The organism is Paenarthrobacter sp. YAF11_1 (genome assembly GCF_052113445.1).
Lineage (GTDB): Bacteria > Actinomycetota > Actinomycetes > Actinomycetales > Micrococcaceae > Arthrobacter.
Genome location: NZ_JBFRDF010000001.1, coordinates 675433 through 688863, shown reverse-complemented (window position 1 = coordinate 688863; position 13431 = coordinate 675433). Strand labels below are relative to the sequence as shown.

Genomic DNA, 13431 nt, shown 5'->3' with positions numbered 1-13431 from the left:
ACATCATGTCCATCATCACTACCCCCACCACGTCCGGGCAGGGCGGCCCGCAAAGGGACCCCAAGCATGCCGGCCGGAAGCAAAACCGTCCCCAGCGGAACGGTCACCAGCGAGGCAACAGGCGCCGGGTTGAGCCGATCTTCTACCTTTTCCTGGTGCCCAGCCTTGTTCTGTTCACCTTGGCCATCACCGTTCCGGGCATCATCGGCATCTTCTTCAGCTTCACTGACTCCATTGGAATCGGTGACTGGGAGTTCGTTGGCCTGACCAACTACATCGCCATCTTCAGTGATCCCGCGATCCTGCAGAGCTACCTGTTTACCTTCGGGTTCTCCATCGTGACGGTGATTGCGGTCAACGTCGTGGCGTTCCTCCTCGCCGTCGGGCTGACGTCGCGCATCCGGATGAAGTCGGCACTGCGGACCATCTTCGTGATTCCGATGGTGGTTTCGGGCATCATCATTGCCTACGTCTTCAACTTCCTTTTTTCGAACTCCCTGCCGTCGCTGGGTGCTGCGGCCGGGATCCCTTGGTTGGAAAGCAGCCTGCTGGCCAATCCGGATCTGGCATGGGTGGCCATTGTGCTGGTGACGGCCTGGCAGGCCGTACCGGGCGCGCTGCTGATCTATATCGCAGGCCTCGTGGCAGTGCCGGGGGATGTGTATGAGGCCGCGGAAATCGACGGCGCCAGCAAGTTCCAGCAACTGGTGAAGATCACGCTTCCCCTGGTCTCCGGCTACGTGGTCATCAACATCATTCTCGGTTTCAAAGGGTTCCTTAATGCGTACGACATCATCGTTGGCCTGACCAACGGTGGTCCGGGAACCTCAACCCGAAGCATCGCGATGACTGTTATCTCGGGCTTCAACGGCGGCGACTACGCCTACCAGATGGCCAACGCGACGATCTTCTTCGTGGTGGCCATCGTGATCTCTCTCGTACAGCTTTCGCTGACCCGCGGACGGAATGCACTCTGATGACCAACGAATCGATGACCAAAAAATCCAGCTCCACAGTCGAACGGGTGAATTGGCCCGCCACCACCATCCTGGTCCTGTGCGCGGTGACCGTTCTCCTTCCCCTGTATGTCACTGTCTCCATGGCGTTCAAGACCCAGGGCCAGGCGGTGGATGGCAACGCCTTCTCCTTCCCTGCCCCCTTCAGCCTTGACGGCTTTGTCCAGGCCTGGACGCTGACGAACTTCCCTGTGGGCGCCGCGATGTCCTTGCTGGTGACTGCGGGAACCGTGGTGGCCACCATCATCCTGGCGGCCTTTGCTTCGTATGCGATCGTGCGCAACTGGGAGCGCCGTCTGTTCCGGTACTCGTTCTTCTACCTGCTGGGGGCAATGTTCATTCCCTTCCCGGTGGTGGCCCTGCCACAAATCCAGCTCACGGGTCGCTTGGGACTGGATAATCCTTTCGGTGTGATCCTGTTGGCCACCATGTTCCAGCTGAGCTTCAGCGTCCTCCTGTTCACCGCATTTCTCCGTTCCATCCCGATGGAATTGGAAGAGAGTGCAAGGATCGACGGCGCTACCACTTGGCAGACCTTCTGGAAGCTGATCTTCCCGCTCCTGGCACCGATGAGCGCCACCGTGGGAATCTTTGCCTTCCTTTATGCGTGGAATGACTTCATGATGCCGTCGCTGATCATTTCAGACCCTTCCCTGCAGACACTTCCAGTGCGGCAAAACCTGTTCCAGACCCAGTTCAGCAACAACTACCACGTGTCCTTCGCGTCCTACCTGATGGCGATGGCCCCGGCGATTATCGCCTACCTGTTTACGCAGCGGTGGGTCATGGCAGGGGTTACCCAGGGGGCCGTAAAGGGTTAGGCCTGTTGACCTGCGACGTCCGGCCGTTTCATACTGGTCCGGGATATAAATTTAGATACTAAATCAAAGGAGTTTCGTGAGCACTTCCGCCACTCAGGCACACCGTACCGATGTAGATCGCATGGCCGACCCCAACTGGTGGCGCCAAGCGGCTGTCTATCAGATCTATCCCCGCAGCTTCCACGACGCCAACGGCGACGGACTCGGCGACATCAAGGGCATCACCGCCAAGGTTCCCTACCTCAAGGAACTGGGTATTGACGCCGTCTGGCTGAGCCCCTTCTACCCCTCAGCGCTCGCTGACGGCGGCTACGACGTAGATGACTACCGCAATGTTGATCCGAAGCTGGGCACGCTGGAGGACTTCGACGAGATGGTTGAAGCCCTGCACGCCGCCGGCATCAAGATCGTGGCGGACATCGTCCCCAACCATTCCTCCGACCGCCATGAGTGGTTCAAGGAAGCTTTGGCTTCACCCAAGGGCTCCGCTGCCCGCGAGCGCTACATCTTCCGTGACGGCCGGGGCGAGAACGGCGAGCTGCCGCCGTCGGACTGGGATTCCGTCTTTGGCGGCCCCATCTGGGATCGCATCACCGAGCCGGATGGCACTCCCGGCCAGTGGTACCTGCACATCTTTGCCAAGGAGCAGCCGGACTTCAACTGGGACAACCCGGAAATCCGTGAGGACTTCCTGAAGACCCTGCGTTTCTGGTCGGACCGCGGCGTTGATGGTTTCAGGATCGATGTAGCCCACGGCATGGCCAAGGATCTGTCCGAGCCGCTGCCCATGAAGGCTGACCTCGAAGCCAAGGCCCACGGAACCGATGGCTTCACCGATGGTTCCCACCCGTTCTGGGACCGCGATGAGGTCCACGAGGTCTACGCGGAGTGGCGCAAGCTCTTCAACGAGTACAACCCGCCCCGTACGGCTGTCGCCGAGGCCTGGGTCCACGAGTCCCGCCGCGCCCGCTATGCCAGCCCCGAAGGACTGGGGCAGGCGTTTAATTTCGATCTCCTGCAGTCCGACTTCGACGCTGCATCCTTCCGGAAAATCATCACGGACAACTTGGTGGCAGCCAAGGAATCGGGCGCTTCGTCCACGTGGGTTTTCTCCAATCACGACGTCGTCCGCCACGCCACGCGGTACGGCCTGCCCAAGGGCGGCTCCGTTGCGCAGGGGACCAATGCGGCACAGGACATTACCGGCGGCAAGCCAAAGGGCCAGGATGGCAAGGGCTGGTTGTTGGCCGGCGCACCGGCTGAAGAGCTCGACGTCGAACTTGGCTTGCGTCGTGCCCGCGCCGCGACGCTGTTGCTGCTTGCGCTTCCCGGCTCGGCCTACCTTTACCAGGGTGAAGAGCTCGGGCTGCGTGAAGTCTCGGAAATTCCTGACTCCGAACGCCAGGACCCGTCCTTCTTCCGCAACCCGGGCGTGGAAATCGGGCGCGACGGTTGCCGCGTGCCGCTGCCGTGGACAGCGGAAGGCCCGTCGTTCGGCTTCGGTGCGGGTATGGCGCACCTTCCGCAGCCGGAGTGGTTCAAGGATTACGCAGTATCCACCCTGGACGGCGTGGACGGTTCCACGCTGGAGCTTTACCGCAAGGCGTTGGGCCTGCGCAGCGAACTCCAGACGGACGAGGAGCTTGAATGGGTTGAGACCGGCAACCAGGACCTGCTGCACTTCAGCCGCCCCGGTGGCTGGCACACCGTCACCAACTTCGGCGGCGAACCTGTTGAGCTGCCTGAAGGCGACGTGGTGGTAGCCAGCGGTCCGTTGGAGAACGGCAAGCTGCCGTCCGACACCACTGCCTGGGTTGTCAGCAACGCGTAAGCGCTGCGGCAGAATACTGAAGTTATGACGAATGCGAACGGGCGGGGACGCCTCATCTATGGCTGCATGGGACTCGGCGGCCCGTGGGACGGCACGTCCTATGGCGCAGCTGAAATCGATCAGGCCGGCGCGGTGGTCGACGCCGCCTTGGGCATCGGAATTGAGCTCTTCGATCATGCGGATATCTACCGCAGTGGAAAGTCCGAGGCCGTTTTCGGTGAAGTCCTTGCCCGTTCGCGGGGCCTGCGTGAGAAGATCCAGCTGCAAACCAAGTGCGGCATCAGGCTGGGGGAGCGTGGGCTGGAAACGCATTACGACCTCAGCCGGGAAGCCATCCTTGAGCGGGTCAACGGGAGCCTGAAGCGGCTCCAAACGGACTATGTGGACGTGCTGCTGCTGCACCGCCCCGATCCGTTGATGGACCCGCGCGAGGTGGGGGACGCCGTCGGCCAGTTGATGGCGGAAGGCAAGGTACGGCAACTGGGTGTGTCCAACATGTCCGGTGCGCAGATCGCGCTCCTGCAGGATCAGTTGGAGACACCCCTGGTGGCGAACCAGTTGGAAATGAGCCTGCTGCGCCGGGACTGGCTGGAGAGCACGGTACTGGTAAACCATGCGGAGGGGCTGGGCTACAGCTTCCCCCACGGGACTCTTGAGCACTGCATGGCCAAAGGCATTGAACTGCAGGCGTACGGGTCCCTGGCGCAAGGGCGGTACACGGGTGCGAAGTCTGAGGAGCTGTCACCGGCCGAGTTGGCTGTAGCGGAGATGCTGGAACAGCTGGCGGGGGAGAAGGACACCACGCCGGAATCAGTACTGCTTGGCTGGCTGATGAAACACCCGGCCCGCATCTCGCCGGTGGTTGGGACCACCCATCCCACCCGGATCGCGGCATGCGCCGACGCCGCAGTTGTCGCGAAAGAGATGACCCGGGCCGAGTGGTACGGACTGTGGGTGGCAGCGCGCGGAAACAACATCCCCTAACCCCCGTTTTAACCCAACTGAGTCGCAGTTGTGCGCGTTATGACCTCTCAAAACGCACACTACTGCGACTTAGTTGGGTGCGAACAGCAACACATGGAGTGCGCCTACGATGCGTGGCTGATCGGGGCCACCACCGAGTAAGTGCTCGAGTCGCCCTGGATTGCCTGGCTGGGCTTTCCGTCGATGCTTACCGGAATGTCCCCGGCGATGGTCACGCGGTTAAGCTTGCGCGGCTGGCCATCGTAGTTGTCCGGGGCGTAGTGCTGGGTGATGCGGTTATCGAACAGAACCACCTGGTTGGGCTCCCAGTTCACCCGGACCACGTTCTCCGGACGCGTTACATACGCCTGCAGCAGACGGATGATGTCCTTTGACTCGGTGTTGGACAGCCCCACAATCCGGAGCCGCTGCGCGAAGCCCCCAATGAACAATCCGCGCTCGCCGGTCAAAGGGTGGACCCGTACCACGGGGTGGGCGGTCTCGAACTTCAGGCGCGTGAACTCCTTGCGACGCTCTTCGGCGTTGGAGTGCTCCAGATTCTTGGGCACGGAGTAGTCGTAGTCATTGGTGTGGATGGCCCACAGGTTGTCCGCGAAGCTGCGCAGTTCCTCCGGGAGGTCCCGATATGCGCCGGCCGAGGACGCGATCAACGTCTCGCCACCGTACGCCGGAAGGTCAATGCTGCGCAGTGTGGAAGCCTGCGGCGGGTTGACCACAAACGTGACGTCCGTGTGCCAGTTGTTCGCCGAGCCGTTCTCGCTGTCAACGGGAAGGACGTTCTCTTCGCCGTCTACCGAAGCAACCGTGGGGTGCGCCTTGGTCAGTGGCCCAAAGTGCGAAGCGAACTTCACTTGGGCTTCGTCGGTGAGAATGTTGGCCTCACGGAACACCAACGCTTTGTGCTCGTTGAGCGCTGCCCTGATCTGGGCCACGGTGTCCTCGCTGAGGTCTCCGCTGATGTCCAGCCCGCGGATTTCGGCGCCGATGCGGGAGCCCAGCTTGGCGAATTCGAGTTTGGTTTCGGTGATGACGGTCATGATCTGTTTCCTTACTGGTTGTGATGGATCGAGCAGTGATGGATTGCGGCGGATGCCGCGTGGGTGGGTCAGGAAGCGGCGGCACCAACAGCGGTGCGCCAGCGGGAGAAGTGCCGCTCAAGGGCGACGAGCAGGAAGTTCACGCCCAGCCCCAACAAGGACACAGTGAGGATGCCTGCGTACATATCAGGGATCAGGAAGCTGCTCTGCGCGTTCACGATCAGATACCCCAGACCGGCCTTTGCTCCTACCATTTCCGCGGCGATCAGCACCAGGATCGATGCGGTGCCGGCCATACGGATACCCGTGAAAATGGTGGGCACGGCGGACGGGAGAATGACTTTCTGGAAGAGGCGGAAGCTGTTGAGCCCCAGCGAGCGCGCCGCCCTGATCAGGAGCGGGTCCACGGTCTTCACACCGGCAATGGTGTTCAGGAGGACCGGGAAGAACGCGGCGTAGGCAACAATGCTGATCTTTGACTCCTCGCCAATGCCCAGCAGCAGCGTAAACACCGGCAGCAAAGCCAGCGCAGCGGTGTTGCGGAACAACTCCAGCAGCGGGTTCAGGACCGAGTTCAACCGCCCGTACCAGGCGATGAGCAGGCCCAGCGAGACACCTGCCACCAGTGCGGCGCCGAAGCCTGCCACCGAACGGGTGAGGCTGGCAGCGATGTGGCCTTGGATGGTGCCGGCCTCGAAGAGCTTGCCCCACGCCAAAAGTACTTCGTGCAGCGGCGGAAGGAACACCCGCGTGGAGGGGCTGGCCAAGTACGTCGGTCCGAGCTCCCAGAGCGCCAGGAACGCCAGGATGGCTGCGGACTTCCAGAGAAGTGAACCTGCCGCCGCGGCCACCCGTCGCACTCTGCCGGGTACCGTCGTCGTGCCGTCCGCAGCATCCTGCGGTGAACGCTCGACGGCGGCAGTTGGGTTTGACTCTTTGCCCGCCGTGGGCGTCGCTTCTGTATGAATGAGCGTGGTGGTCATCAGGCCGCGCTCCTTTCCGTGATGGTAGTTGCGGGTTCGTCCGGCGCGCTGCCGTCCGGGAGGATCTTGCGGTGGCCGGCGTCCTGGGCGCGGCGGACTTCATCGTGCAGGAGCGTCCACACCTGATGGCGGTGTTCCACGAAGGCAGGGTTGGAACGGATGTCCTCCTCGCCGTCACGGTCCGGAATGCTGATGTCCACAATTTCCTTGAGCCGGCCCGGCCGTGCGCTCAGGACAGCGACGCGCTCGCCGAGGTACACGGCCTCGTCAATGCCGTGGGTGATGAAGACGATGGTCTTGCCGGTGGCTTTCCAAATCCTGAGAAGCTCATCCTGCAGCTGCTCGCGCGTCTGGGCATCCAGGGCGGCGAACGGTTCGTCCATCAGCAACACGTCCGGCTCATAGGCCAGGCTGCGGGCAATGGCCACGCGTTGCTTCATACCGCCGGAAAGCTCATGCGGATAGCGGTCCTCGAAGCCCGCCAGGCCTACGAGTGCCAGATATTCACTGGCCTTCGCGGCCCGCTCGCGGCGGTTCAGCTTCCTGCCGTCCGGGCCCACTCCTTCAAGTCCGATCGAGACGTTGGCAGATGCTGTCCGCCACGGGAACAACGCGTATTGCTGGAACACCACGGCACGGTCCTTGCCCGGCCCGGTGACGGGCTTGCCATCCACCAGCACCTCACCGGAGGTCGGCGTGGAGAGTCCTGCCAGCAGGTCCAGGAGGGTGGTCTTTCCGGAACCGCTGGGCCCCACGAGGGTGAGGAACTCGCCGTCGCGGACTTCCAGGCTGAGGGAATCGATGGCGGTGAGCCGGGTGGCGCTGGTTGTTTTGGTGGCCCGGACCGTGAACTCTTTGGTGACGTTCCGGAGGCTGATTTTCGCGGTCATGGTCATCCCTTCTTCCCGGCGAGCTCGTTGAACCCGTTCGTGTAGTACTTGGACGGCGTGAGCTTGTCCTTGACGATTCCCGATGCGTTGAGCCAGGCCTCCCAGCGGGTGAAGTCTACGTCTGTGATCACACCGTTGTTCGGAACACCCGGGCTCTTCCAGAACTTCAGGTTGGCCGTGCTCTCATTGCGGCCGCGGCTCTCGATGATCTTGGTGTACCGGGCAATGACCTCATCACGGGGCGTGTCGGTGGCCCATTTGAGTGCTTTGGCGATGGCCGTGGTGAAGGTGCGGGTGGTGGTGGGGTTTTTCTCAATGAAGTCGTTCCGGAGCACGATCTGCCCGCCGGCGAACGTGCCGAAGAGCTCGTAGTCGTTGAACAGCGACCTCAGTCCACCGGCTTCTATGGCCCGGTCCTGCAGGACGCCGCCCAAAGTTCCCACGTCCACCTGACCGCGGCGGATGGCTTCTTCGGTGTCATTTGGCGCCAGGGGGACCAGCTGGACCTGCTTGACCTCGTCCTGGCTGAGGCCGTTCTTGGTCAGGTAGGTGTTGATGACGGCTTCGTGGTGTGCGCCGAGGGTGTTGACCGCGATCTTCTTGCCGATCAGGTCCCGGGGTTCCTTGATGGTGCTGTCCGCCTTGACGTAGTAGCCGCTGAAGTTCTTTTCATCGGCGCCGTAGTAGTTGATAACGCCCTTGACGGGAGCCCCGGCCTCGACCAGCTTGGTGACGGCACCGGTGAACGCCCCGCCGAAGTCGGTCTGGTTGGTGGCCGCTGACTGGATGTCCTGCGGCCCGCTGGTGGTGTTGCCCACCCACTTCAGCTTGACGTCGCCCAGGTAACCGAGGTCCTCGGCCAGTTCCGGGAAGGTGACCTGGTTGGCCCAGCCCTGGTAGCGGAGTTCTGTGACCTCGTTGCCGGCTTGACCGCCTTGACCGGCTTCAGCTGCACCGCCGCAGCCGCTCACCGTCAGCGCTAGTACGACGGCGGCCGCGACGCTCAGGAGGGGCAGATGCAGTTTCATGGGAGCTACTTTCGATGGATTGCGATGTGGTGGGCAGCCGGCTGACGCAAGAGCTTGGGAACCCGTGCAACGGCTTGGGAACGATGAAAGCCCATCCCGGTGGTGCGTGGGAAGCGCTGGGGTAACGCCTGGAAACGCTGCGAAACAGCCCGAAACAGGGCGAAATCCTGGGCCATTCCCGGCAATCGGAGGACACAAAGACGCCGCGTTGAGCCTTGTGAACAACAGCGACAGGTGGGCAGGGTGTGACTGGCCCGTACCGCCGTCGGACCTTCATACTGTTGGAGCCCACAGTCATATGGGGTTTAGTTCGTATTGATCCTCACAACCGGCCGTATTTCTTCGCCCTGTGAGCCGCCGGGCGGATACGGTAGATACATGACGTCTAGCATCGCCGCCGAGTCCATTCGGCCTACCCGCAACATTCCCGCTGATATCGCCCGTTCCTGGCTCCTTGTGAACGCCATGAAAACGGAGCTCTTTGACGAATCTGCGGGTTCACGGGCAGACGCCATCATCCTGGACATCGAAGACGCCGTGGATCCTTCCCAGAAGGACCAGGCGCGCGAGAACGTCGTTAACTGGCTGACCGCCGGTGGCCAGGCATGGGTCCGCATCAATGACGCCACCAGCCCGTTCTGGGCCGACGACCTCGCCGGTCTCCGCGGCACCCCTGGCCTGCTCGGCGTGATGCTGGCCAAGACCGAATCCGCTGACCAGGTCACCGAGTCCTACCACCGCATGGACGGCAAGACTCCCGTGATCGCTCTGGTTGAGTCTGCCCTCGGCATCGAGGAAGCCAACCACATTGCCCGTGCCCAGGGTGCCTTCCGACTTGCTTTCGGATCCGGCGACTTCCGCCGCGACACCGGCATGGCGGCTACCCCCGAGGCCATGGCCTACCCGCGCGCCAAACTGGTTGTTGCCAGCCGCGTGGGCAACCTGCCGGGCCCCATCGATGGCCCCACCGTCGGCACCAACCACCCCATCCTGCGCGAGCAGACCGGCATCACTGTGACCATGGGCATGACCGGCAAGCTGTGCTTGGCCATCGATCAGACCACCGTGATCAATGAGGTCATCAGCCCTACGCCGTCCGACGTCGCCTGGGCCACCGACTTCATGAACGACTTCGAAGCCAACGGCCGCGTCATCCGCGACGGTTCGGACCTCCCGCGTTTGGGCCGTGCTGAGAAGATCATGAAGCTCGCAGTGGCTTTCGGAGTCCAGCCTTCCCTGTAAGGATGCTGGTTCACGGAGTCGTTTGGGACTCCTCGTCGCCGGCGTTGAAGTTGTTCGCGCCGGATGGGGAGTTCAGTGAGATTGCGTTGGCCCGGGGCTCAGCCCTGGGCCTGCGCGTTATCCCCGGTTTGTGGTGCCTGGGCCATACCAAGGTCCACGGTCCGGGGGACCGTACACACGTCCCTTGCCGCAGCAGTTCCCCGGCGGAGCGTGGCAAGCAATGCGGGGCCTGCCTTGCCCGCGACGATTCCCGGCTCATGCACGACTTCCATCGCGGCACCTCCGTGCCCACAGGCCTGCGGGCCTACCTGATGCAGCCGCACTGGCTCTACGTGGCTACTTTCGCGAACGGTGCCACCAAAGTGGGTACGGCCTCCGCGCAGCGCAAATGGAACCGACTGGCCGAGCAGGGGGCCGTGCACGCTTCCTACGTGGCCCACGCCGAGGACGGCCGTGTTGTCCGCATCCTCGAGGACATGGTCACACGCGAGCTCGGCCTCGTCCAACAAGTCCGTTCCGCGTCCAAGGCCGCCGGCCTCGTGGAGCCGCGTGCCGGCGTCGAGCTTTCGGCGTTGAACCGTCAGCACGCCGGGCGGGTGCGCGGGTTGCTGGGCGGGCTCGCGATGACCGGCTACTCCGTTGTGGAGGAAGAGTGGGACCGGCCTGCGCTGGCGGACCGGCTTTGTGATGCTGCCGGCGACGGGCGTCGCCACCCATACCCCGTAACGTTCGACGCCGGCGGGCACGGTCTGCGGGTCCGCGCACTGTCCGGGGCCATCGCCTTGGCAGGTCTTCCCGACGCTTCGGGTGCAGAGGTGGAGGGCAGCTTCGTGGCAGACCTGGGCGCGTTGAAGGGCCGCAAGATCGAGTTCGGCCCGCACCTCACGGACATCCCGGCCCTGCAGGACTCCCTTTTCTAACGCCCGTCTTTCAGTTGAGATCCACCCCCTCGGCAACACCTTCCCGTTGTGGGGCCCGCTTTGCGGGGTATTTCGTGTTCTGGGGGCGCAGAGCGGGCCCCGCAACTTAAGGGGGCGCAGAGCGGGCCCCGCAACGGCCCGGCCCCAACCCACCCGGTAGACTTGGACGGTGCTGAACGAATTCTGGGCCACCGCCTCCACCTCCTACAAAGCGCTGGTTTTCGGCGCCATGGGGTTGATCGCCGTCGGGCTCATCCTGTCCATCGTGGGGAACACGTCCGGCAACCAAGGGCTGGCCATGGCTTCGTTGCCCGTCATTGGCGTGGGGCTGCTCCTCCACGTCACGGGTCTCGTCATTCGCGGCCAGAAGATCCGTAAGAGCTACAAGAAGTAGAGGCCACCCAAAGAAGGCGCTGCCTCCAAGCCCTCGCGGCCCGATAGGGTTGGAGCATGAGTATCAATCCGGACCTGCAGGGCCGAAGCTACCCTGCCGCAGAGGTATATGACGTCGGCCGCGAAAAGATCCGCGAGTTCGCCAAGGCTGTGAAAGCCAACAACCCGGCACATTTCGATGTGGAGGCCGCCAAGGCCTTGGGACACAGCGACCTCGTAGCACCGCCAACGTTCGCCATCATCGTTGCCCAGCGTGCTGATGCCCAGCTGGTGGAGGACCCGGAATCGGGCATCGATTTCTCCCGCGTGGTCCACGCTGACCAGCGGTTCACGCACCACCGCCCCATCGTCGCCGGTGACCAGCTGGTAGCCGAACTTCATGTGGACGGCGTCCGTGCCATGGGCGGGGGAGCCATGATTACCACCCGCTCCGAGATTTCCACCGTGGCAGGCGAAAAAGTCGCCACCACCACCTCGTCCATCCTGGTCCGCGGAGAGGGACAGTAACCATGAGCCCCACATTTGAAGAACTGACGGTTGGCCAGGAAATCGGCACCCGCAGCATTGAGGTAACCCGCCAGGACCTGGTCAAGTACGCAGGTGCCTCCGGCGACTTCAACCCCATCCACTGGAACGAGGCATTCGCAACCTCGGTAGAGTTGCCCGGCGTAATCGCCCACGGCATGTTCACCATGGGTGCCGCAGTGCAGTTGGTGAGCGACTGGGCAGGCGACCCGGCCGCCGTCGTCGATTACCAGACCCGCTTCACCAAGCCGGTGCTGGTCACCGATACGACCGGAACCGATGAGGCCGGCGCTGTCATCGACGTCACCGGTGTGGTGGGAGCGCTCGACGCCGATGCCCGCACCGCCCGTATTGACCTCACCGTTGTGGCAGCAGGACTGAAGGTCCTCATGAAATCGCAGGCGGTCGTGAAGGTCTCTTGAACCAACTGAACACCACTCAACGGCGCGCCACACCGACTGAAATGTCGCGGTGGCGCGCCGCTGTTCTTGCTTCTTACGCGGCCAGCGGCATCGCTTTTGCCACGTGGGTGTCCCGCTTGCCCGCCATCCGCGATGGACTGGACCTCACGCCGGGTGGCATTGGCCTTCTGCTGATGTGCATGACCGTGGCCTCCTTCATCTCCATCTCGGCCTCGGGACTGATCGTGCTCAGGCTGGGGCCGAAACTCACCACGAGGATCGGCAGTTGCATGGTGGGTGCCGGCTTGGTCACCGTGGGCTTTGGCGCGTCCGTCGCGGCGAGTCCGCTGGTGGTGGCAGCAGGCCTGGTGGTGCTCGGTCTCGGCACGGCAAGTTGGAACACCGCGTCCAACGTTGAGGGAGCTGCGCTGGAACGCGCGTTGGACCGGCACATCATGCCGCACCTCCATGGAGCATTCAGTCTTGGCACTGTAGCCGCCGCCGGTTTTGGTGCCTGGGCTGCTGCGGTGCACATGCCGGTCTTCTGGCATTTCCTGATCTCCGGCGTCGTGGTCACCACGTCCGTTGTGACTGCCGGCTTCTGGTTCCGGGCGGAAAAGACAGCAGCTGCTACGCACACTTACCGGCAGGATGAGACGGACACTTTCCAGGACCCCTCCACCGGTCCACTGCCCATCATCACTGGGTCCCCGGAGACGCAGCCCCAACCAGGCAAGGCCGCTGCCCCACTCGACAACAAGCGGCTCGTGGCCCTTGCCTGGCGTGACCGCAGAACCCTCCTGATCGGCGTCCTGGTCCTCGGCCTGGCGTTGGCCGAGGGAGCTGCGGGGGACTGGGTGGCATTGGCGCTTGCCGACGGCCACGGGCAGTCCGATGCCGCAGGCGCAGTTGGTTACGGACTGTTCGTCACCTTCATGACCATCGGTCGTTTCGCCGGCACGTCCATCCTCGACCGGTTTGGCCGTGTGGTGGTGATGCGCTGGTGCTCGGCGACCGCCGTCGTGGGTCTTGCGCTCTTTGTCTTTTCGCCTGTTCCATGGCTGGCGTTTGTTGCGCTGGCTATCTGGGGCCTTGGAGCCTCGCTTGGCTTCCCGGTGGGGATGTCCGCCGCTGCCGATGACCCCGTCCACGCCGCTGCCCGGGTTTCGGTGGTCTCCACCATCGGCTACGGGGCCTTCCTTTGCGGGCCTCCATTGCTGGGGCTGTTGGCCGAACACTTTGGGATCCTGCACTCATTGTTGGCGCCGTTGGTGCTCCTGGTGGTCAGTTTCTTCCTGGCCCCGCTTTCCGGGCAGCAGACGGCCAAGTCCGATCAGTCCGATCACGCCCGTTAGGCTTG

The 13431-nt window shown here is 63.1% G+C and carries 14 protein-coding genes; 10 read left to right on the top strand and 4 right to left on the bottom strand.

All coding sequences use genetic code 11. The features are described from left to right. The first annotated feature begins 5 nt into the window (after positions 1–5). The 4 genes from AB4Y77_RS03385 to AB4Y77_RS03370 all read left to right on the top strand — a co-directional run bounded on the left by AB4Y77_RS03385 (position 6) and on the right by AB4Y77_RS03370 (position 4652). On the top strand, positions 6–977 hold the full coding sequence (locus tag AB4Y77_RS03385) for a carbohydrate ABC transporter permease (RefSeq protein ID WP_442012946.1): 972 nt from the start codon (positions 6–8) through the stop codon (positions 975–977). Then, positions 977–1837 carry a carbohydrate ABC transporter permease gene (locus AB4Y77_RS03380; RefSeq protein WP_311213729.1) on the top strand — a complete coding sequence of 287 codons (861 nt, stop codon included), beginning with the start codon at positions 977–979 and terminating at the stop codon, positions 1835–1837. Before AB4Y77_RS03385 ends, AB4Y77_RS03380 begins: the two co-directional genes overlap by 1 nt. Positions 1838–1913: 76 nt before the next feature. After that, positions 1914–3668 carry a glycoside hydrolase family 13 protein gene (locus AB4Y77_RS03375; protein ID WP_442012945.1) on the top strand — a complete coding sequence of 585 codons (1755 nt, stop codon included), beginning with the start codon at positions 1914–1916 and terminating at the stop codon, positions 3666–3668. A gap of 24 nt (positions 3669–3692) precedes the next feature. After that, entirely contained in the window at positions 3693–4652 is a 960-nt protein-coding gene (locus AB4Y77_RS03370; protein ID WP_442012944.1) for an aldo/keto reductase, read from the top strand. A gap of 104 nt (positions 4653–4756) precedes the next feature. Here the strand turns inward: AB4Y77_RS03370 and AB4Y77_RS03365 are convergent, their stop codons facing one another. From AB4Y77_RS03365 to AB4Y77_RS03350, 4 genes are all read right to left on the bottom strand, one after another. Continuing rightward, entirely contained in the window at positions 4757–5689 is a 933-nt protein-coding gene (locus AB4Y77_RS03365) for a TauD/TfdA dioxygenase family protein (RefSeq protein WP_442012943.1), read from the bottom strand. A 68-nt stretch (positions 5690–5757) separates the two neighbouring features. Beyond that, complete coding sequence (locus AB4Y77_RS03360; RefSeq protein ID WP_442012942.1) at positions 5758–6672, bottom strand: ABC transporter permease; 915 nt, start codon at positions 6670–6672, stop codon at positions 5758–5760. Further along, positions 6672–7562, bottom strand: a complete 891-nt coding sequence (locus tag AB4Y77_RS03355) for an ABC transporter ATP-binding protein (protein WP_442012941.1) — start codon at positions 7560–7562, stop codon at positions 6672–6674. Before AB4Y77_RS03355 ends, AB4Y77_RS03360 begins: the two co-directional genes overlap by 1 nt. Positions 7563–7564: 2 nt before the next feature. After that, the gene (locus tag AB4Y77_RS03350; RefSeq protein ID WP_442012940.1) at positions 7565–8590 is read right to left on the bottom strand and encodes an ABC transporter substrate-binding protein; all 1026 of its coding nucleotides are present in this window, start codon (positions 8588–8590) and stop codon (positions 7565–7567) included. Between the two features lie 378 nt (positions 8591–8968). On the opposite strand from AB4Y77_RS03350, the gene AB4Y77_RS03345 reads away from it, so the two are divergent. From AB4Y77_RS03345 to AB4Y77_RS03320, 6 genes are all read left to right on the top strand, one after another. Next, entirely contained in the window at positions 8969–9832 is an 864-nt protein-coding gene (locus tag AB4Y77_RS03345) for an HpcH/HpaI aldolase/citrate lyase family protein (protein WP_311213722.1), read from the top strand. Between the two features lie 2 nt (positions 9833–9834). After that, on the top strand, positions 9835–10752 hold the full coding sequence (locus AB4Y77_RS03340; protein ID WP_442012939.1) for a DUF2797 domain-containing protein: 918 nt from the start codon (positions 9835–9837) through the stop codon (positions 10750–10752). A gap of 169 nt (positions 10753–10921) precedes the next feature. Next, complete coding sequence (locus AB4Y77_RS03335; RefSeq protein ID WP_261609365.1) at positions 10922–11146, top strand: DUF3188 domain-containing protein; 225 nt, start codon at positions 10922–10924, stop codon at positions 11144–11146. Between the two features lie 56 nt (positions 11147–11202). Then, a complete protein-coding gene (locus tag AB4Y77_RS03330) occupies positions 11203–11652 on the top strand; it encodes an FAS1-like dehydratase domain-containing protein (RefSeq protein WP_354512030.1) in 450 nt (149 codons plus the stop codon). Positions 11653–11654: 2 nt separating this feature from the next. Beyond that, positions 11655–12092, top strand: a complete 438-nt coding sequence (locus tag AB4Y77_RS03325; protein ID WP_442012938.1) for a MaoC family dehydratase — start codon at positions 11655–11657, stop codon at positions 12090–12092. Then, positions 12089–13426, top strand: a complete 1338-nt coding sequence (locus AB4Y77_RS03320) for an MFS transporter (protein ID WP_442012937.1) — start codon at positions 12089–12091, stop codon at positions 13424–13426. Before AB4Y77_RS03325 ends, AB4Y77_RS03320 begins: the two co-directional genes overlap by 4 nt. Positions 13427–13431: the final 5 nt, after the last annotated feature.

What these genes read in the sequence shown, in the direction of transcription:
- AB4Y77_RS03345 (WP_311213722.1), top strand. Translation starts at nt 8,969, where the DNA reads ATGACGTCTAGCATCGCCGCCGAGTCCATTCGGCCTACCCGCAACATT.
- AB4Y77_RS03365 (WP_442012943.1), bottom strand. Translation starts at nt 5,689, where the DNA reads ATGACCGTCATCACCGAAACCAAACTCGAATTCGCCAAGCTGGGCTCC.
- AB4Y77_RS03340 (WP_442012939.1), top strand. Translation starts at nt 9,835, where the DNA reads ATGCTGGTTCACGGAGTCGTTTGGGACTCCTCGTCGCCGGCGTTGAAG.
- AB4Y77_RS03350 (WP_442012940.1), bottom strand. Translation starts at nt 8,590, where the DNA reads ATGAAACTGCATCTGCCCCTCCTGAGCGTCGCGGCCGCCGTCGTACTA.
- AB4Y77_RS03380 (WP_311213729.1), top strand. Translation starts at nt 977, where the DNA reads ATGACCAACGAATCGATGACCAAAAAATCCAGCTCCACAGTCGAACGG.
- AB4Y77_RS03355 (WP_442012941.1), bottom strand. Translation starts at nt 7,562, where the DNA reads ATGACCGCGAAAATCAGCCTCCGGAACGTCACCAAAGAGTTCACGGTC.
- AB4Y77_RS03325 (WP_442012938.1), top strand. Translation starts at nt 11,655, where the DNA reads ATGAGCCCCACATTTGAAGAACTGACGGTTGGCCAGGAAATCGGCACC.
- AB4Y77_RS03330 (WP_354512030.1), top strand. Translation starts at nt 11,203, where the DNA reads ATGAGTATCAATCCGGACCTGCAGGGCCGAAGCTACCCTGCCGCAGAG.
- AB4Y77_RS03370 (WP_442012944.1), top strand. Translation starts at nt 3,693, where the DNA reads ATGACGAATGCGAACGGGCGGGGACGCCTCATCTATGGCTGCATGGGA.
- AB4Y77_RS03385 (WP_442012946.1), top strand. Translation starts at nt 6, where the DNA reads ATGTCCATCATCACTACCCCCACCACGTCCGGGCAGGGCGGCCCGCAA.
- AB4Y77_RS03360 (WP_442012942.1), bottom strand. Translation starts at nt 6,672, where the DNA reads ATGACCACCACGCTCATTCATACAGAAGCGACGCCCACGGCGGGCAAA.